Annotated in this window: 17 protein-coding genes; 11 read left to right on the top strand and 6 right to left on the bottom strand. The window is 71.7% G+C overall.

All coding sequences use genetic code 11. From position 1 onward, the window contains the following. Positions 1-547 precede the first annotated feature (547 nt). Genes ABZ915_RS19595 through ABZ915_RS19580 form a run of 4 tightly spaced genes read left to right on the top strand, consistent with a single transcriptional unit; the run spans position 548 to position 2745 of the window. Positions 548-1459, top strand: a complete 912-nt coding sequence (locus tag ABZ915_RS19595) for a DMT family transporter (protein WP_361804217.1) — start codon at positions 548-550, stop codon at positions 1457-1459. A 45-nt stretch (positions 1460-1504) separates the two neighbouring features. Continuing rightward, entirely contained in the window at positions 1505-2020 is a 516-nt protein-coding gene (locus tag ABZ915_RS19590; RefSeq protein ID WP_361804214.1) for an NUDIX domain-containing protein, read from the top strand. 21 nt (positions 2021-2041) lie between these two features. Continuing rightward, positions 2042-2434, top strand: coding sequence for a DUF202 domain-containing protein (locus ABZ915_RS19585; RefSeq protein WP_361804211.1), 393 nt, complete (start codon positions 2042-2044; stop codon positions 2432-2434). Beyond that, the gene (locus ABZ915_RS19580; RefSeq protein WP_361804208.1) at positions 2431-2745 is read left to right on the top strand and encodes a DUF202 domain-containing protein; all 315 of its coding nucleotides are present in this window, start codon (positions 2431-2433) and stop codon (positions 2743-2745) included. The genes ABZ915_RS19585 and ABZ915_RS19580 overlap by 4 nt, the downstream gene beginning before the upstream one ends. A gap of 21 nt (positions 2746-2766) precedes the next feature. Here the strand turns inward: ABZ915_RS19580 and ABZ915_RS19575 are convergent, their stop codons facing one another. Continuing rightward, a complete protein-coding gene (locus ABZ915_RS19575) occupies positions 2767-3726 on the bottom strand; it encodes an NADP-dependent oxidoreductase (protein ID WP_361804205.1) in 960 nt (319 codons plus the stop codon). Positions 3727-4006: 280 nt separating this feature from the next. Between ABZ915_RS19575 and ABZ915_RS19570 the strand changes: the two genes are divergently transcribed. Beyond that, positions 4007-5029, top strand: coding sequence for a phosphotransferase family protein (locus tag ABZ915_RS19570; RefSeq protein ID WP_361804202.1), 1023 nt, complete (start codon positions 4007-4009; stop codon positions 5027-5029). A 5-nt stretch (positions 5030-5034) separates the two neighbouring features. Further along, positions 5035-6258 (top strand): acyl-CoA dehydrogenase family protein, encoded by a 1224-nt coding sequence (locus tag ABZ915_RS19565; protein ID WP_361804199.1) that lies wholly within the window; start codon positions 5035-5037, stop codon positions 6256-6258. Positions 6259-6324: 66 nt separating this feature from the next. On the opposite strand, the gene ABZ915_RS19560 is transcribed toward ABZ915_RS19565, so the two are convergent. From ABZ915_RS19560 to ABZ915_RS19550, 3 genes are read right to left on the bottom strand one after another with little or no spacing between them, the layout of a single operon-like run. Beyond that, entirely contained in the window at positions 6325-6918 is a 594-nt protein-coding gene (locus ABZ915_RS19560) for a TetR/AcrR family transcriptional regulator (protein ID WP_361804196.1), read from the bottom strand. Positions 6919-6943: 25 nt separating this feature from the next. Continuing rightward, on the bottom strand, positions 6944-8611 hold the full coding sequence (locus ABZ915_RS19555; RefSeq protein ID WP_361804193.1) for an AMP-binding protein: 1668 nt from the start codon (positions 8609-8611) through the stop codon (positions 6944-6946). Next, the gene (locus ABZ915_RS19550; protein ID WP_361804190.1) at positions 8608-9381 is read right to left on the bottom strand and encodes an SDR family oxidoreductase; all 774 of its coding nucleotides are present in this window, start codon (positions 9379-9381) and stop codon (positions 8608-8610) included. Before ABZ915_RS19550 ends, ABZ915_RS19555 begins: the two co-directional genes overlap by 4 nt. A 122-nt stretch (positions 9382-9503) precedes the next feature. Between ABZ915_RS19550 and ABZ915_RS19545 the strand changes: the two genes are divergently transcribed. Then, entirely contained in the window at positions 9504-10733 is a 1230-nt protein-coding gene (locus ABZ915_RS19545; RefSeq protein ID WP_361804187.1) for a DUF1343 domain-containing protein, read from the top strand. An 81-nt stretch (positions 10734-10814) separates the two neighbouring features. After that, positions 10815-12128 (top strand): serine-threonine protein kinase, encoded by a 1314-nt coding sequence (locus ABZ915_RS19540; protein ID WP_361804184.1) that lies wholly within the window; start codon positions 10815-10817, stop codon positions 12126-12128. Between the two features lie 22 nt (positions 12129-12150). Here the strand turns inward: ABZ915_RS19540 and ABZ915_RS19535 are convergent, their stop codons facing one another. Continuing rightward, positions 12151-14934 carry a penicillin acylase family protein gene (locus ABZ915_RS19535; protein WP_361804181.1) on the bottom strand — a complete coding sequence of 928 codons (2784 nt, stop codon included), beginning with the start codon at positions 14932-14934 and terminating at the stop codon, positions 12151-12153. Between the two features lie 260 nt (positions 14935-15194). On the opposite strand from ABZ915_RS19535, the gene ABZ915_RS19530 reads away from it, so the two are divergent. Both ABZ915_RS19530 and ABZ915_RS19525 read left to right on the top strand, forming a co-directional pair. Beyond that, positions 15195-15797, top strand: a complete 603-nt coding sequence (locus ABZ915_RS19530) for a hypothetical protein (RefSeq protein ID WP_361804178.1) — start codon at positions 15195-15197, stop codon at positions 15795-15797. A gap of 157 nt (positions 15798-15954) precedes the next feature. Beyond that, on the top strand, positions 15955-17022 hold the full coding sequence (locus ABZ915_RS19525) for an RNA ligase (ATP) (RefSeq protein WP_361804175.1): 1068 nt from the start codon (positions 15955-15957) through the stop codon (positions 17020-17022). Positions 17023-17073: 51 nt separating this feature from the next. Here ABZ915_RS19525 and soxR read toward each other — a convergent pair whose 3' ends face one another. Further along, positions 17074-17538 carry a redox-sensitive transcriptional activator SoxR gene (gene soxR, locus ABZ915_RS19520; protein ID WP_361804173.1) on the bottom strand — a complete coding sequence of 155 codons (465 nt, stop codon included), beginning with the start codon at positions 17536-17538 and terminating at the stop codon, positions 17074-17076. A gap of 117 nt (positions 17539-17655) precedes the next feature. Here soxR and ABZ915_RS19515 point away from each other — a divergent pair, with 117 nt between their 5' ends. Then, positions 17656-18117, top strand: coding sequence for a MaoC family dehydratase (locus ABZ915_RS19515; protein ID WP_361805111.1), 462 nt, complete (start codon positions 17656-17658; stop codon positions 18115-18117). Positions 18118-18119: the final 2 nt, after the last annotated feature.

Raw genomic sequence — 18119 nt, 5'->3', positions numbered from 1 at the left:
CTCTCCCTCCCGCTGCCGTACGCGGGCTCGGCGGCCTCGCGGGGCGGGGCGGGCGTGGGGTCCGGCCGGTCGGCGGGCCGCGTGCCGGTGGGCGCGGTGGTGAGGACGGCCGTGTCGGTGGTGGCCCGGGGTGTGCGGGAGCGGCTTGGGGACAGCGGGGGGCCTTCCTCGGGGGCGGGGCTCGTCGTCGGCGCCCGGGTGGATGGCGGGCCGGCATCGACCGATCACCCACAGCAAACCCTCAGCCAACAGTTCCGTCAAGCGACGCCAAGGTGTTACACGCGTCAACAACCTTTTCCCCTGGGCCAGTTGTGATCCACTCGGCCCCCGCGAGCACTCCCGGGACACCGCGTCGCAGGTCACCCTGTGGCGCGTGCCGTGGCGCCCACCGGCCCGGCCAACGGACCATGGCAGTACGGTCCCGCGGCCGCCCACGCGTCCCCCGGGCAGCGTGACCGAGTCAACTGCCCGGTTCCGGGTACTCCCAGGGGCGACGTCGACCCGGGAGCGCTACAGTCGGCCACTACGCACTCCGTGGCCCGGCCGGATGATCGAGGTACGCAGCGTGTCGGTTCTGGTTCTGATTCTCGCCGTGAGCGCGGCCTGCTGCCTGGGCTTCGGGTTCGTGCTCCAGCAGGCCGCCGCCCAGAAGGCACCGCTCAGCGACTTCCTGTCGTTCCGGCTGCTGCTCGACCTGATGAGAGTGCCCAGTTGGCTGGGCGGCATAGGACTGATGGTGGCCGGCATGGTCCTGGGCGCCATCGCCCTGGGCCAGGGTGAGATCTCCCTGGTGGAGCCGCTGCTCGCCACGAACCTGCTGTTCGCCCTCGCCCTGTCCCGGTACCGGACCCGGCAGGTCCTCGGCCACCAGGGCTGGGCGGGGCTCGCGCTCCTCGCGGGCGGGGTGACCGCGTTCATCGTGGCCGGTCAGCCGCGCGGCGGGACCGCCGTCACCGACCCGTTCCGGCACTGGCTGATCATCGGCGTCATGGTCGGCGTCGCCCTGGTGCTGACGACGTACGCCAAACGCTCGAGACTGAGCTGGGGCCCGGTCCTGCTCGCCTGCGCGGCCGGGCTTCTGTACGGCGTGCAGGACGCGCTGACCCGGGTGAGCGGGGAGCGTTTCTCCGAGGGCGGGCTCACCGAGGTGTTCACCGGCTGGCAGCCGTACGGGGTGGTCGCGCTCGGGGTGACCGGACTGCTCCTCGTGCAGAGCGCGTTCGAGACCGCCCCGCTGCGGATGTCACTGCCCGCGCTCACCGCGACCCAGCCGCTGGCCGGGATCCTGTGCGGGGTGGGCTTCCTCGGCGACCGGCTGCGCACCGACACCGGGGCGCTGGCCTGGGAGGCGGCGGGCCTCGCGGCGATCGTCACGGGGATCATGCTGCTGGGGCTGCACCCGGCGATGCCGCGCGGTACGGCGGAACAGGAACGCGCGCGGGATCTCCAGCCGCACTGACCCGGCCCGGCTCCCCGGCGGGGCCGCCCTGCTTTCATGGGGGCCATGAGCGCTGCTGACGAGATCCTCGACATCGTCGACGAGAACGACCAGGTCACCGGGCAGTATCCGCGCGGGGAGGCGTACGCGCGCGGACTGCGCCACCGCTGCGTGTTCATCCAGGCCCGGGACTCCGCCGGCCGCCTCTTCGTCCACCGGCGTACGCCGACCAAGCTGGTGTTCCCCTCCCTGCACGACATGTTCGTCGGGGGCGTCGTCGGGGCGGGCGAGTCCTACGACGACGCGGCGCTGCGGGAGGCGGAGGAGGAACTGGGGGTGAGCGGGCTGCCCCGGCCGACGTTCCTGTTCAAGTTCCTGTACGACGACGGGGCCGGGCGGAGCTGGTGGTCGGCGGTGTACGAGGTCCGCTGCGAGACGCCGGTGCGGCCGCAGGTGGAGGAGGTGGCCTGGTACGACTTCCTGCCCGAGGAGGAGGTCGAGCGGCGGCTCGGCGCGTGGGAGTGGGTGCCGGACGGGCTGGCGGCGTACGAGCGGCTGAGGGCGTTCCGAGCGGCCCGGTGAGGCCCCGGTAGGGTCGGCCACGTGATCGAATTCGTACGCAACGTCCGGCTGTGGTTCGCCCCGGAGCAGGTGCGGGAGGAAGGCAGTACGCCCGACTACCGGTTCTCGCTGGCGAACGAGCGCACCTTCCTGGCCTGGCTGCGGACCGCGCTGGCGTTGATCGGCGGCGGGTTCGCGGTGGACCAGTTCCTGCCCGACCTGCGCTGGGGCTGGCGCGTCGGGCTGGCGCTGGCCCTGCTCGCGGCGGGTGTGCTGTGCTCGCTCCGGGCGGTGAACCACTGGGTGCGCTGCGAGCGGGCCATGCGCCGGGGCGAGGACCTGCCCGCCTCCCGCTTCCCCGCCGTGCTGAGCCTGGTCGTCGCGGTGGTGGCCATCGCCATGGTCGTGGTCGTGCTGGCCGGGTGGGCCGGGTGACCACCGAGCGGGACCCCGGGCTGCAACCGGAGCGGACCCGGCTCGCCTGGCGGCGCACGACGCTGTCGTACGCGGTCGCCTCCGTGCTGGCGCTGCGGGCCGCGCTGCGCGGCGGGGCGTCGGCCACCGGGATCGTGGCCTGCGCCCTGTGCGGCGCCCTCTGGGTGGGCTTCCTGCTGGTCGCGCACCACCGCATCCGCGCGCTCGCGAGCCCGGCCGAGCGGACGCCCGCGCTCGCCCCCCGCCACGCCCTGGCGGCGGTGCTGTGCACGGTGGCGATGGCGGTGTGCGCCGCCGCGCTCGTCGTCTAGGGCCGGTGTGCCCGAAGCCCGCTACTGCCCGGAATCCGGTTCCGGCTCCTCCGGCCAGTCCACGGTCACCACGATCTTGCCCCGGGTCCGGCCCTCCTGGTTCAGCCGGTACGCGTCCGCCGCCCGCTCCAGCGGGAAGACCTCGGACACATGCACCGACACCGCGCCCTGTTCGGCGAGTTCGGACAGACGGCCCAGGTCCTCCGCGTCGGGGCGTACGAAGCAGTAGCGGCCGCCGTAGCCGACGACGTCCGGGTCGGCGATCGAGGCCAGCCGGCCCTCGGGGGCGAGCAGGTTGGCGGAGGCCTTGAGCGCGTCGCCGCCGACGGTGTCGAAGACCGCGTCCACACCCTCCGGGGCGAGGCCCCGCACCCGTTCGCCCAGGCCCTCGCCGTACGACACCGGTTCGCCGCCCAGGCCGCGCACGAAGTCGTGGTTGCGCTCGCTCGCCGTGCCGATGACCCGGGCCCCGAAGTGGGCGGCGAGCTGGACGGCGATCGAGCCGACCCCGCCGGCGGCCGCGTGCACCAGGACGGTCTCGCCGCGCTTGACCTCCAGCGTCTTGACGAGCACCTGATAGGCGGTGAGTCCCGCCAGCGGCAGCCCGGCCGCCTCCTCGTAGGTGAGGTTGCGCGGCTTGCGGGCCAGGGTGCGCACGGGGGCGGCCACGTACTCGGCGAAGGTGCCCCGGGAGAGGAAGTCCTCGCGGACGTAGCCGACGACCTCGTCGCCGACGGCGAACTCGGTGACGGCCGCTCCCGGTTGCACGACGACACCGGAGACGTCCCAGCCGGGGACGACGGGGAAGACCGCGTCCAGGACGGCGTCCAGATAGCCCTCGCGGCACTTCCAGTCGACGGGGTTGACGGCCGCCGCGCGCACTTTCACCAGCACCGAGTCGGGACCGACCTTGGGGTCGCGCAGTTCGCCGTACTCGAGGACCTCGGCTCCGCCGTAGCGGCTGTAGTGGATGCCCTTCATGTCACCGACCCTCCGGGGTTCGCGGACGCCACGCAAGCGGGATGACCCGATATGGGTCGTTCGCGTGGCGGCCCGTGGTGTCGTCGACGTCAACGTCCACGTCATCCCTTACCCGTGAAGGTGGGCGCCATGACCGCACTTCACCAGCCGCCGGGACGACCACTGGCTATCGACCACTGGCTATCGTGGCACCGGTCACGTTCGGCCCTCCTACTGGACGACATACCGACCGGTCGGCATCATGAGTCGTATCCTGTTCACCCGTACGTAGGAGCGACGTATGAGCCCCGACCACCCGCCCGGACTCGATCTCGACCGGCTGCGCGGCCTGCTCGACCGGGAGCGGCCCGGCCTGGTGACCGGCCCGCTGAGCGGCCGGCTGATCGAGGGCGGACGGTCGAACCTCACCTACGCGGTCTCCGACGGTACCTCCAAGTGGGTCGTACGCCGACCCCCGCTGGGCCATGTGCTGGCCACCGCGCACGACATGAAGCGCGAGCACCGCGTGATCAGCGCGCTGCACCCGACGGACGTACCGGTGCCGCGGCCGGTGCTGCTGTGCGAGGACGAGAATGTGCTCGGGGCCCCGTTCTACGTGATGGAGTTCGTCGAGGGCATCCCCTACCGCACCGCGGACCAGCTCGCCCCGCTGGGCGAGGAGCGCACCCGGAACGCGGTGCTGTCCCTCGTCGACACCCTGGTGGAGCTGCACGCGGTGGACCCCGCCGAGGTGGGCCTGGCGGACTTCGGCCGGCCCGAGGGCTTCCTGGACCGGCAGCTGCGCCGCTGGGGCAAGCAGCTGGACGCCTCCCGCAACCGCGAGCTGGCCGGCATCGACGAGCTGCACGCCTCTCTCGGCCGGCAGCTGCCGCACTCCCCCGCGCCCACCGTCGTGCACGGCGACTACCGCCTCGACAACGTCCTGATCGGCCCGGACGACACGATCAGGGCGATCCTCGACTGGGAGATGTCCACCCTCGGCGACCCGCTCACCGACCTGGGCCTGCTGGTGATGTACAGCCAGCCGCTGGGCGCGCCCCAGTCGCCGGTCTCCACCACCGCCGAGGCCCCCGGGCACCCGTCCCCGGCCGAGCTGATCGAGCGGTACGCCGCGCGTTCGGGACGGGACGTCTCGGCCGTCTCCTGGTACACGGCGTTCGCCTGGTTCAAGCTCGCCGTGATCCTGGAGGGCATCCACTACCGGTACACGCTGGGCCAGACGGTCGGGCGCGGCTTCGACCGCATCGGCGAGCTCGTCCCCGTCTTCATCCACCACGGACTGACCACTCTTCAGGAAGGCTGACCGGTATGGACTTCGCGTTCGACGCGCGCACGGAGGAACTGCGCGCCAAGCTCCTCGCCTTCATGGACGAGTACGTCTACCCGGCCGAGCCGGTCGCCGAGGAGCAGCGGGCCGCGCTGGCCTCGCCGTGGGACACCCCGGCCGTGGTGGAGGAGCTCAAGGCGGAGGCCCGCAGGCAGGGCCTGTGGAACCTCTTCCTGCCCGACGCCGAGTACGGAGCGGGGCTGACGAACCTCCAGTACGCGCCGCTCGCCGAGATCACCGGCCGCTCCCCGCACCTCGCGCCCACCGCGCTGAACTGCGCCGCCCCCGACACGGGCAACATGGAGGTGCTGACGCAGTTCGGCGACGAGCAGCAGAAGAAGCAGTGGCTGGAGCCGCTGCTCGCCGGTGAGATCCGCTCGGCGTTCGCGATGACCGAGCCGGAGGTGGCCTCCTCGGACGCGACCAACATCACCACGCTCATCGAGCGAGCCTCCGACGGTGCAGACGAGTACGTCATCACGGGGCGCAAGTGGTACATCTCCGGGGCGATGAACCCGGACTGCAAGATCTTCATCGTGATGGGCAAGACCGATCCGGACGGGGCCGACATCCGCCGCCAGCAGTCCATGGTGCTGGTCCCCCGCGACACCCCGGGCGTCACCGTCAAGCGCGCGATGCGGGTCTTCGGTTACGAGGACCACTCCCACGGCGGCCACGCCGAGGTGGTCTTCGACCACGCGCGCGTGCCGGTGTCCCACCTGATCGGCGAGGAGGGCGGCGGCTTCGCCATCGCGCAGGCCCGGCTCGGTCCCGGCCGCATCCACCACTGCATGCGGCTGATCGGCATGGCCGAGCGGGCGATCGAGCTGATGTGCAGGCGGGCCGTCTCCCGCACGGCCTTCGGCAAGGCGCTCGCTCAGCAGGGCGTGGTCCACAACTGGATCGCCGACGCCCGGGTGACGGTCGAGCAGCTGCGGCTGCTGGTGCTCAAGACCGCCTGGCTGATGGACACCGTCGGCAACAGGGGCGCCCACACGGAGATCCAGGCCATCAAGATCGCCACACCCCGTGCGGTCGTCGACATCATCGACCGGGCGATCCAGCTGCACGGCGCGGGCGGTGTGAGCCAGGACTTCCCGCTGGCCGAGCTGTACGCGGCCGCCCGCACCCTGATGATCGCGGACGGCCCCGACGAGGTGCACCAGCGGTCGCTGGCGCGGCGGGAGCTGAAGAAGTACCTGTAAGGCACGGGAGGCATGTGTAAGGGGCGGTCGCCGTGGCGACCGCCCCTTACAAGTGCGTTGCTGCTGTCAGGGGCGCAGCGCCCGCAGCAGCAGGTCGGCGAGGTGGTCGGCGACCTCCTGGGGGCTGAGCGGGCCGTCGGGCCGGTACCACGTGGACAGGTGGTGGACGGAACCGAAGTGGTAGTCCACCACGAGGTCGGCGGGGGTCGCCGTGGAGAAGACGCCCTCCCGCTGGCCTTCCTCGATCAGCGCACGGAAGCGTTCGTGGTAGCGCCGGCGCTCGGCGCGCACCTGCTTGTTCTTCTCCGGGCTCAGGTGGTGCATGGAGCGGAAGAAGATCATCGCGTCGTCGAGGTTCTCGATGGTGGTGACCACCACGTCGGCCGCCGCCCCCCGCAGCCGCTTCTCGATGGGCTCGTCGGCGTTCGCGAACGCGTCCAGGCGCTCCTGCTGCACCCGCAGCACGCGCGCGTACACCTCCTGCAAGAGGTCGTCCTTGGAGCCGAAGTAGTGGTACAGCGCCCCCTTGGTGACGCCGGCCGCCTCCACGATCTCCTGCACCGAGGTGCGGTCATAGCCCTGCTCGGCGAAGAGCCGAGTGGCGGCGGCGAGCAACCGCTGCGGGACGGGGGTTCCGTCTCCGTCCGTCGTCCTGGGCACTGCCGCCACCTGCCTTTCTGTAGTTCTACTGACTGTCGTGCGCGCGGGAGCGCAGTTCCCGACGCAGGATCTTCCCACTCGCCGTCTTGGGCAGGTCGGGCAGGATCTCCACCTGACGCGGATATTTGTAGGCCGCCAGTCTCTCCTTGCAGTAGGCGGCCAGTGCGCCGGGGTCCGTCTCGGCGCCGGGACGCAGGCTGATGTACGCCTTGACGGTTTCGCCACGATAGCCGTCCGGGATCCCGACCACGGCCGCCTCGCGCACTGACGGGTGGGTGTAGAGGACGTCCTCGACCTCGCGCGGCCACACCTTGAAGCCGGACGCGTTGATCATGTCCTTCTTGCGGTCGACGACGTACAGCCAGCCCTGCTCGTCCATGAAGCCGATGTCGCCGGTGCGCAGTTCGCCGCCGGGGAAGGTCTCGGCGGTGGCGTCGGGCCGCCGCCAGTAGCCGGGCACGACCTGCGGCCCGCGCACGAGGATCTCGCCCTGCTCGCCGAAGGGCACCTCCGCGCCCTGGTCGTCGACGATCCGGACCACCGTGTCGGGGCCGGGCACCCCGACGGCCAGCGTCCCGGAGACCGGGTCGACGGGTGCCTCCCGGCCGGGCGGCACGCTCGCGCAGGGCGCGGTGCACTCCGTCAGCCCGTAGCCGTTGCGGATGTACGGGCCGAAGCCCGCCCGGAACTTCTCCACCAGGGCGGGCGGCAGGGGCGCGCCGCCCGAGGAGATGTTGCGGAAGGAGGAGAAGTGGTCCGGGGTGACGTCCGGGTGGGCGGTCAGTGCCATGAAGGCGGTCGAGGGGCCGACGGTGTAGTGCGGCCGGTGCTCGGCGAACGCGTCCAGGACGACCCCGGGTTCGAAGCGGTAGGCCAGCACCAGGGTGCCCGCGCTGTTCAGGCAGGCGCCGAGCTGGCAGACCATCCCGGTGATGTGGAACAGGGGCGCCAGCGCGAAGTAGACCGGCGCGTCGGGCAGGCCGAGGCCGGTCCGCTGGCGCTCGGCGTTGTACATGATGTTGCCGTGCGTGTTGGTGGCGCCCTTGGGGGTGCCGCTGGTGCCCGAGGTGTAGCTGATCAGGGCGATGTCGTCCGGGGCCGGGTCACGGTTCTCGGGTGCCTTGTCGCCCTGCCGGGCGATGGTCGCGAGGTCGTCGGCGTCCGGGGCCTGGGGCAGCCGCTCGAAGGAGAGCACGCGCGCGTCGTCGCGGGTCTGGAAGTCCAGCTCGCAGGCGGTGAGCACGATCCGCACGGGCGAGCCGGCGGCCGTGTCCCGCAGGTACGACTCCCAGGCCCGGTCGGCGCAGACCAGTGCGGTCACCTCCGCGTCCCGCAGGACGTGGGAGACCTCGCCTGACTTGTACATGGGGTTGACGGGGACGACGGTCGCGCCCGCCTTCCAGGCGCCGAGCAGGGCGAGCACGAAGTGCGGGGAGTTCTGGAGCAGGACGGCGACCCGGTCGCCGCACCCCAGGCCGCGGGCGGCGAGGTGCCCGGCGACACGGTCGCTGAGCTCGTCGGCCTCGCGGTAGGTCAGGCGGGCGTCGAAGTAGGCGAGGAACGTGCGGTCCGGGGTCTCGGCGACCACGCGGCGCAGGGCGTGCACGAGGGAGGCGGCGGGGTCGATCGGGGCGCGCTGGGCGTCGTCGAGGAGGCCCAGCCAGGGCTTGGCGGCGTAACGGGAGCCGGTCACCGGGTCTCCTCCCACTGGCGCTGGAGGCGGTTCATGCCGCCGAGCCAGCGGTCGGGGTCGGCGGCCCGGGCCCGGTAGTACTCGGCGACCTCGGGGTGCGGCAGGATCAGGAAGCGGTCCTCCTGGATGCCCTTGAACAGGGCGTCCGCGACGTCCTCCGGCTCGATCGCGGTGGGCTTCAGCACGATGTCGCCCGCGCTGCCGGTCGCGGCCAGCATGTCGGTGCGGACGCCCTGCGGGCAGATCGCGTGCACCTTCAGGCCCCGGTGGCGGTAGGTGAGCGACAGCCATTCGGCGAAGGCCAGCGCGCCGTGCTTGGTGACGCTGTAGGAGGGGGCGCCGATCATGGTGAGGAGCCCTGCGGCCGAGACGGTGGAGACGAACCGGCCGCGACCGCGCTCCAGCCACTCGGGCAGCAGCGCGTGGGCCGCGCGGACGTGGGCCATCACGTTGACGTCCCAGGACAGCGCCCAGGACCGCTCGTCGAGCGGCTCGCCGGCACCCGCGTCCTCGAACGCGACACCCGCGTTGGCGCAGTAGACGTCGACCGTGCCGCCGAGCGCGTCCCGGGCGTCGCCGACGACCGCGGAGGCGTCGCCCGGGACCGCGACGGCGCCGATCTCCTCGGCGACGGCCTCGGCCCGCCCGGCGTCCAGGTCGTTGACCACGACCCGGGCTCCCTCGGCGGCGAACCTGCGGGCCAGCGCGGCCCCGATGCCGCCACCCGCTCCGGTGACGACCACTCCCGCATCCTGCACGGCTTCCACCATCGGTCTCCTTCGACACGACGCGACTCGGCTCTGCCGCGTCAGACTAACCAGTCGGTATGTGTAAACGGAAGGGTGACCCGGCCACACTCGGCATGTACCTTCCCCCCTCACGGAGGTCACCCATGCGCCTGGCCAGACGGAGCCTTCTCGCATCGGCCACGATGGCAGCAGTGCCCGCGGCACCCGTCGCGACCGAACCCGGCAAGCGTGTGCGCACCGGATTCGACCACCTCTCAGCCGACGGCTACACCCTCCTGTCCGGCCAGAAGGCCGGCATCGTCACCAACCCGACCGGCGTCACCCGGGACGTCCGCCACATCGTCGACGTCATGCACGCGGACCCCCGCGTCAGGCTGACGGCGGTCTTCGGTCCCGAGCACGGGTTCCGGGGCACCGCGCAGGCGGGCGGCTCCGAGGGCCGCTACGACGACCCGGCGACCGGGCTGCCGGTCTACGACACGTACCTCAAGAGCGGGCAGCCGCTGGCCGACGTCTTCACCGCGTCGGGCGTGGACACCGTCGTCTTCGACATCCAGGACGCCGGGGCGCGCTTCTACACGTACATCTGGACCCTGTACGACTGCATGGAGGCCGCCGCGCTCGCGGGCAAGCGGTTCGTGGTGCTGGACCGGCCGAACCCGGTGACCGGGCGGTCAGCCGTGGGGCCGGTGCTGCACCGGGAGTTCGCCACCTTCGTCGGACGGCAGCCGATCGCGCAGGCGCACGGGATGACGGTGGCCGAACTCGCCCGGCTGTTCGACGCCGAGTTCCTGGGCGGCCGGGTCGCGCTGGAGACCGTACTCATGACGGGCTGGCGGCGGTCGGAGTTCTTCGACGCCACCGGGCTGCCCTGGGTGCCGCCGAGCCCGAACATGCCGACACCGGACACGGCGCTGGTGTACTCGGGGACCTGCCTGTTCGAGGGGACGAACCTGTCGGAGGGCCGCGGCACGACCCGGCCCTTCGAGCTGCTGGGCGCGGACGGCATCGACGGGCGGTGGGCGGCGGCGGTGAACGGACTGGGGCTGCCGGGCGTGCGCTTCCGGGAGGCGTACTTCGCGCCCACGTTCTCCAAGTTCCAGGGCAAGACCGTCGGCGGGGTGCAGATCCATGTGCACGACCGGGCCGCGTTCGACCCCGTGCGGACCGGGATCGCGCTCCTGGTGACCGCGAAGCGGGTCTGGAGCGGCTTCGGCTGGCGCTCCGACAACTGGATCGACAAGCTCACGGGCTCCACGCTGGTCCGCACGATGATCGACGCCGGCGCGGGCACGGACGAGGTCGTCGGCGCCTGGCAGGAGGAGCTGGCGGCGTTCCGGCGGACCCGGAAGGAGTACCTCCGCTACCGGTGAGCCGCGACGTATGGCCAACCCCGTCCTCCGGTAGGACGATGCGCCCACATCGCACCACTTCGGGGGACGAGGGGGCCTGTCATGGCGGATCCTGCGATGAGTGTGACTCCTTACTGGGAGCTGACCTTCGACGCGGACGGGGACGTGGACGGCCGGGAACGGGACCGGCTGCTCGCCGAGGTCACGGGCCACGGCGTCCACGACCTGATCGTCTTCTCGCACGGCTGGAACAACGACCGCTCGGAGGCGACCGAGCTCTACCGCCGCTTCTTCGCACCGATTCCCGGGCTCGCGCCGAGGGCCCGGATCGGGTACGTGGGCGTGGTGTGGCCCTCGATGCGGTTCTCGGACGAGCCGATCCCGGACTTCCCCAGGTCCGTTGCGGCCGTGGCGGCCGAGGCCGCGCCGCTCCCCGCGCTCGACAAGGACACCCGGCAGGCGCTGCTGCGGACCTTCCCGGACCGGACCACGGTGGTCGACCGGATCGCCGCCCTGCTGGACCGGCAGCCCCGTGAGGAGGCGGCGCTGGAGGAGTTCGGGCGGCTGGTGCGGCTCCTGGTCGAGGTGGCCTCGGACGGGCCGCAGGCGCTGTGCGCGACGGACACCGCGGCGGACGGCGAGCCCGGCATGCTCCGCGGGGACACGGCGGCGGCGTGCGAGGAGTTCGGGCAGGCCCTGGCGGCACTCGAGTCCTCGGGCCCGGCCGAGGGGTTCTCGCTGCCCAATCCGTGGCACGGGGCGCGTGAGCTGCTGCGCCAGGCGACGTACTACGCGATGAAGCGGCGGGCCGGCACCGTCGGGGAGCACGGACTGGGGCCGGCCATCGGGCGGCTGGCCGGTGCGGCGCCCGGGGTGCGGGTGCACCTGGTGGGGCACAGCTTCGGCGGCCGGCTGGTGTCCTTCGCGCTGCGCGGACTGCCGCAGGGGGTGCGCGCCGTGAAGTCCGTGACGCTGCTCCAAGGGGCTTTCTCGCACTACGCCTTCGCGGCCGAACTGCCGCACGACCCGCACGCGGCCGGGGCGTTGCGGGATCTGCACAAGCGCGTCGACGGACCGGTGGTGTGCTGCTACTCGCACTTCGACGCGGCCCTGGGCACGTTCTACCCGCTGGCCTCCCGCATGGCGGACGACGCGCGGTCGGTGGCGTGCTTCGACATCGGGCACGTACTGGGCCCCGAGTGGGGCGCGATGGGCCACGACGGGGTGCAGGCCGTGCCGGGCACGCGCGCGCTGACGCTGGCCGAGGCGCTGGGCGGTCCGCTGCCCGGCTCGGGGTGCGTGAACGTCGACGCGGCGGCGGTGGTCCGGAACGGCGGCCCGCCGGCGGGCGCGCACAGCGACATCGTGCACCCGGAGCTGGCCCGGGTGGTGCTGGCGGCGGGGCGCGTCACCTGACCCCGCCGCCGGCACGCCGGTGTCACCGGTGCGAGGTGTACTCCACGACCTGCTGGAAGGTCGGGCGGTTCTGCCAGCTGATCCTGCCGTGCTTGATGCCGCCGAGGGCGCGCTGGGCGATCGAGTCGGCGCACCACTGGTCGCCCGCCGAGCACTGGTCGTCGCCGGGGTAGACCTGGGCCGCGGTCATTCCGGCCGCCGTCTTGAGCGTGCTGATGAGGATGTCCCGGCAGGAACTGAGGCTGCCGCCGCCGCAGTACTTCTGCGAGAGGCCGCCCTGCACGGACTCACCGAGCACCGCCCGGATGTCCTTGTCGACATAACTCCACCAGCCGTACTGGAAGGAGCTTCCGGCGTGCGAACCGGTGGGACCGTGCCCGGCGGACGGCGCCTCGTCGACGGGCAGGTTGTCGGTGAAGGCGGTGTAGAGATCACTGCCCAGGCCGGGCTCGAACTCGCCCTTCACCAGCAGCGGCCACCAGGCGTCCAGGATCCGGATGGCGTCGGCGTCGGCGTACGTCTTGGAGCCCGCCGAGGTCTCCGTGCGCCTGGCGCCGTCCGTCACCCAGGCCTGGAGCTTGCTCACCGCCGCCGCGGCCGTGGAGTCCGTGACCGTGGAGCTGCCCACGACCTTCAGCAGCTTCGGCAGCACGTCCTCGGCCCGCAGATCGGCGAGGGCCGCGTCCGCCATGGCCTTCACCAGCGCGGTACGGGTCACCCCGCCTGCCGCGACCAGCTTCTTCACCCGGTCGTCGAGCAGGTTGCCGCGGTGCACGGACCCGTCGCCCCAGGAGGCGGTGGTGTAGTTCTTGGCCTGCTTGTTGTTCCAGGAGACGTAGTAGTCCTGGTCGATGGAGTTGGGGTGGGCGGAGGCCGGGGTGTAGTCGGCCGTGTTGGTGGCCGGGTCCCAGTTCTTCCACTCGTACGCCGCCTGCCCCCACACCGGGAACTCGGCGTCGACGCCGCTCGCGCGCACCGGGTTGTCGCCGCTGTTGTAGTACGCGGTGTGCTGGGAGTCGGCGTAGAACCAGTTGAAGGTGTAGTTGATGTGCTGGGCGGCGGTCTGGAAGTCCGCCGGACCCTTGACGAAGTCCGGGTCGTTCAGCATCTGGAAGCCGATGATCGAGTCGGCCTCGTGCAGGTAGGAGGAGCGCAGGGTGGTGTAGGCGACCTTCTTGCCGCCGACCGTGGCCCGGTACTCCACCGGTCCGTACTTCGTGCGCCACACCCGCATCGTGTAGGAGCCCGCCGCGGTGCCGTCGGCGGTCGTCGGCTTCCAGGCGTTCGCCTGCTCCACCTTGTCCATGGCCGTGCAGGTGCCGTGGTACAGGTAGTGGTAGTCGTCCTGGCACAGCTCGACGGCGTAGGAGTCGATGATGTCCTGGCCGGAGGTCGTCGCGCTCCAGGAGTAGTCCTGGCCGCGGCCGAGTTCGACGTACATGCTCAAGCCCGCGAAGGAGGCGCCGCGGGCGCTGATGCCCGGTCCCTGGATCTCCTGGAGCATCAGCAGCTGCGGGGCGAAGTAGCCGGTCTGCGGTCCGAACACGGCGATCGGGTGGCCGCTCTTGGTGTACTTGCCGCTGACCACCAGGGCGTTGGACATGCCGCGCTTGGCGGAGCTCAGGGTCGTCTTCGCCGCCGTGGCGGAGGTGCTGGTGGCACTGGCGGTGGCCGCGCTGCCGGTCCGGTCGTAGACCAGCGGCTCCTGGGTCACCGAGCCCGCGTCGGGCAGGGCCTCGCCCTGGGCGGCGTCCGGTTTGGACGCGTACGGGAAGCTCTCGCCGTTGTGGACGGTGAGGACGGCCTCGGGGTCGTTGCGCTCGCGGAAGGACTCCCAGACCTTGGTGCCCTCCGCCACACCGTATTTGGACTGGGCGGCGATCAGGGACAGGGCGTTGTTGACCTCGCCGCCACCGCCGGACCCGAAGAGCGAGCCGATGACGGAGGCCAGCGCCACCAGGTCGGTGATCTTGAAGTGGTCGATGGTGCCGGCGTTCGTGATGGCGTCCTTGTGGCCGGTCAGGACGTACTCGCCGGGGAAGTAACGGCCGCTGTCGGAGGCGTCGATGTAGGAGTTGATGCCGGCCAGGTAGGCGTTGGCGTCGTCGAGGGCCTGCTGGCCGCGGGCGCCGTTCTTCGCGACGGCGTTGTCGATCTGGGCCTGGAGGTCGGCCTCGGTGTACGGCGCGTTGCGGTAGAACTCCTGCTCGAGGCCCTGGTTGGACGCGGCGCCGCCCGCGAAGGTGGTCAGCTGGCCGCGGCCGACGTGCCGGAAGACGTCCATGAGCCACAGCCGGTCCTCAGCGGCGGCATAGCCGGCACCGAACTCGGTCCCGTATCTGGTGGTACCGGTGATGTGCGGCACACCGGTCTTCTTGTCGCGGACGATCGTCACGTCGCCGCGGCCGGCCGGTTTCTCCGTGGAGGCGACCTGGTCGGAGGGCACGCCGAACGAAGCGTCGTTGAAGAACGTATTGATGGTGGAGTCGGTGAGGGTCGAGTAGCCGTTGGCGAGGTTGGCGTAGGGGCCGAGCTGGTCTTCGGCGTGGCTGGGCTGAGTGCCGAACGCCTGGTTGAGCAGGATCTGGGCGAGGGTGGCGTTGCCGTTCTCGCCGGGCGGCAGGATGTCGGAGCACTGGCCGCCGCAGTAGTCGTTGGAGGCCGTGGCCGCGCTGGCGGTCACCTGGGTCAGCGGAGACAGAAGACCGGCGATGAGGACGCATATCGATGCCGACTTCAGGAACCCGGGGAACCTGCGAGGAGTTCTCAGTCTGTCGAGTGTGGTGCGTGGGACGCGCCGTGCCATGGCAGCTCCTGGGGAGTGGGGGTGCGCAGACGTTACCGCCGGTATCCCCGAGATTGAAGATGAACATGCGTCACTTTTTGGAGTGGCCTTCGGGTTTCGCAAAGCGGTCAACCCGGGGCGCCTTATGGGAGGGCATCGGAAAACGTATGGAGCCGGATCGTGTGTCGATACGTCTACTCGTCGACGTCGGTACGAGGACTCCGTACGACGACGCCGAAGTGACCGAAGTACAGGTACAGGTGTGACGGAGGTGCAGGGCGATGGCCGGTTTCCGGAGTCTGGCGAGACAGGTGCGCGATCCGCGGTGCGATCTGGCGCTGCGGCGGTACTCACTGCGCAAGTGCCTTGAGCGGTTCGCCCCTTACGGGCACAGGGCGACCTGGGACCATCTGTGCTCCCGGGCCGGGTTCGGTCCCGAGGACCGCTCCCCCGATCCGGCGCGGCTCGTGGCCGCGTTGGATGAGCTGGAGGAGGCCCGCGCGGTCTGGCTCGCCTATGAGGTGGACTTCGCCGAGCGCCGCAAGAAGGAGAAGCACGACGGGCTGCGCCGGCCCGGCAGCGTGGACGACTGGCACCGGCTGACCTGGGGCGGCTTCGGGGTCGCCTGGTGCGACGACCCCCGCGTCCACCCCGATGAACCCCTCGCCGAGGTGCTGCGGCGGCTGATCGCCGCCCTGGAGCGCGAACCGGGCTCGGCCTGCCCGGTGTGCGACGGGGAACGCCTCGTCTGGAAGTACGACCTGGACCACGAACCCTCGTCGGGCCCGGTCTGCGCGGACTGCGGCATCCTCGTCCCCCGCCCCGTGCTCACCTCCGAGTCCCTGGCGTACGCCAGGCGCGGGCGGCTGCTCATATCGGCCTGACCGAGCGGGGGTGTGCAGGGGATGCCGCACCCCCCTTTCTGCCCCGGGGCCGTTGTCGACGGCGGGGACCCTAGCAGGCCCGAATACGGTCGCTCCATCCCTTTCCTGTGTGGACAGTTGGGGTCGATGAAACCCGCCTGAGCACCCAGGAGCCCCGATGTCGACGCTGCGCGTCACCGCGGAAGTGCTGACCGTCCACGACCACCCCAACGCCGACGCGCTCGAACTGGCCCAGGTGGGCCTGTACCGGGCCGTCGTCGCCAAGGGCGCGTACCGCACCGGTGAGGCCGCCGTCTACATCCCCGAGCAGTCCGTGCTCCCGGCGCGGCTGATCGAGGAGCTGGGACTGACCGGGCGGCTCGCGGGCGGCAACCACGACCGGGTCAAGGCGGTGCGGCTGCGCGGGGAGGTGTCGCAGGGCATCGTGTGCCGGCCCAAGGCGCTGACCGGCGTCGACCTGGCGCGGGCCGCGGCCGAGGGCACCGACTTCGCGGAGCTGCTGGGCATCACCAAGTGGGTGCCGCCGGTCCCGCCCACCATGGACGGCGATGTGGAGTCCGCGCCCGAGCTGCTGCCCTGGGTCGACATCGAGAACATCCAGCGCTACCCGGACATCTTCACTCCGGGCGAGCCGGTGGTGCTCACCGAGAAGCTGCACGGCTCCGCCTGCCTGCTGACGTACGTGGCCGACGAGGACCGCGTGTACGTGTCCTCCAAGGGCTTCGGCACCCGGTCCCTGGCCCTCAAGGAGGACCCGCGCAACCTGTACTGGCGGGCGGTGCGCGGCCACGGCGTCGCGGAGGTCGCCGCGCGGCTCGCCCGGCGGCTGGGGGCGCGGCGGGTCGGGATCTTCGGGGAGGTGTACGGCGCGGGCGTGCAGGACCTGACGTACGGGGCCGACGGACGGCGGGAGACGCTCGGGTACGCGGCGTTCGACGTGTCGGCCGAGGTCGGCGGGGCGGTGCGCTGGCTCGACGCGGTGGAGCTGCTGGAGGGGGAACTGCCTCTGGTGCCAAGGCTGTTCGAGGGGGCGTACGACATCGAGCGGGTGCTGGAGCTCGCCGGCGGGCGGGAGACCGTGTCCGGGCGGGAGCTGCACCTGCGGGAGGGAGTCGTGATCCGGCCCGCGGCGGAGCGGTACAGCCCCGTGACCGGGGGACGGACGATCGCCAAGGCGGTCAGCCCGGCCTATCTGACGCGGAAGGGCGGGACGGAGTACGAGTGAGCCGGCCGGCGGCCCGCGGCCACGCGGGCCGTCCCCGGCCCATGCCCTCCTTCAGCCCTGGGGAGACTCCAGCAGCAGCCGGGAGCCCGCCCGGCGTTCACCGAAGGCGTCGTCCGGGTTGGACAGGACGCACGCGCTGAAGGAGAGGCAGCCGCAGCCGATGCAGTCGGTGAGGTGGTCGCGGAGGCGGCTCAGCTGTTTGATGCGCTCGTCGAGTTCGGAGCGCCAGGCCTCGGAGAGGCGGGCCCAGTCCTCGCGGGTGGGGGTGCGCTCCTCGGGGAGTTCGGCGAGGGCCTCGCGGATCGTGGCCAGCGGGATGCCGACGCGCTGGGCGGCGCGCACGAAGGCGACGCGGCGCAGCGCGTCGCGGGTGTAGCGGCGCTGGTTGCCGGGCGTGCGCCGGCTGCTGATGAGGCCCTTGGACTCGTAGAAGTGCAGGGCGGAGACGGAGGCACCACTGCGCGCGGACAACTGGCCGACGGTCAGCTCGTGGATCTTCTCGGGGATCTGGGGCACTCCCCCGACCCTACCGACCCCCGCCGCGGGCCCGTCGTTGACATCGCTTCCCGTACCGACCATGCTAAGCAGTCGCTTAGGCATGCCATCGACACCGTGACGCGAGAGGCCCTGGACATGGCGGAACCGAGGATCTTCACCTCCCCCGACGAGCTGAAGGCGGCCGTGGGCGAGCAGCTGGGCCACACCGACTGGCTGGAGGTCGACCAGAAGCGGATCGACCTCTTCGCGGACGCCACCGGCGACCACCAGTGGATCCACATCGACCCGGAGAAGGCCGCCGCGGGCCCGTTCGGGACGACCATCGCCCACGGGTACCTGACCCTGTCGCTGCTGCCGCTCTTCGGCCCCCAGCTGATCCAGGTCGAGGGCGTGAGGATGGGCGTCAACTACGGCACGAACAAGGTCCGCTTCCCCGCCCCCGTGCCCGTCGGCTCCCGGCTGCGCGCCACCGGGCAGATCACCGGCGTCGAGGACGTCACGGGCGGCGTCCAGGTCAGCGTGGCCTTCACCGTGGAGCGCGAGGGCGGCGACAAGCCGGTCTGTGTCGCGGAGTCGGTGTCCCGCTACTACCTCTGAGC

The sequence above is a fragment of the Streptomyces sp. NPDC046915 genome (assembly GCF_040644935.1).
Classification (GTDB): Bacteria; Actinomycetota; Actinomycetes; order Streptomycetales; family Streptomycetaceae; genus Streptomyces.
Note: the sequence above shows the minus strand (reverse complement) of the source record. Positions and strands in the feature narration are given on the sequence as shown.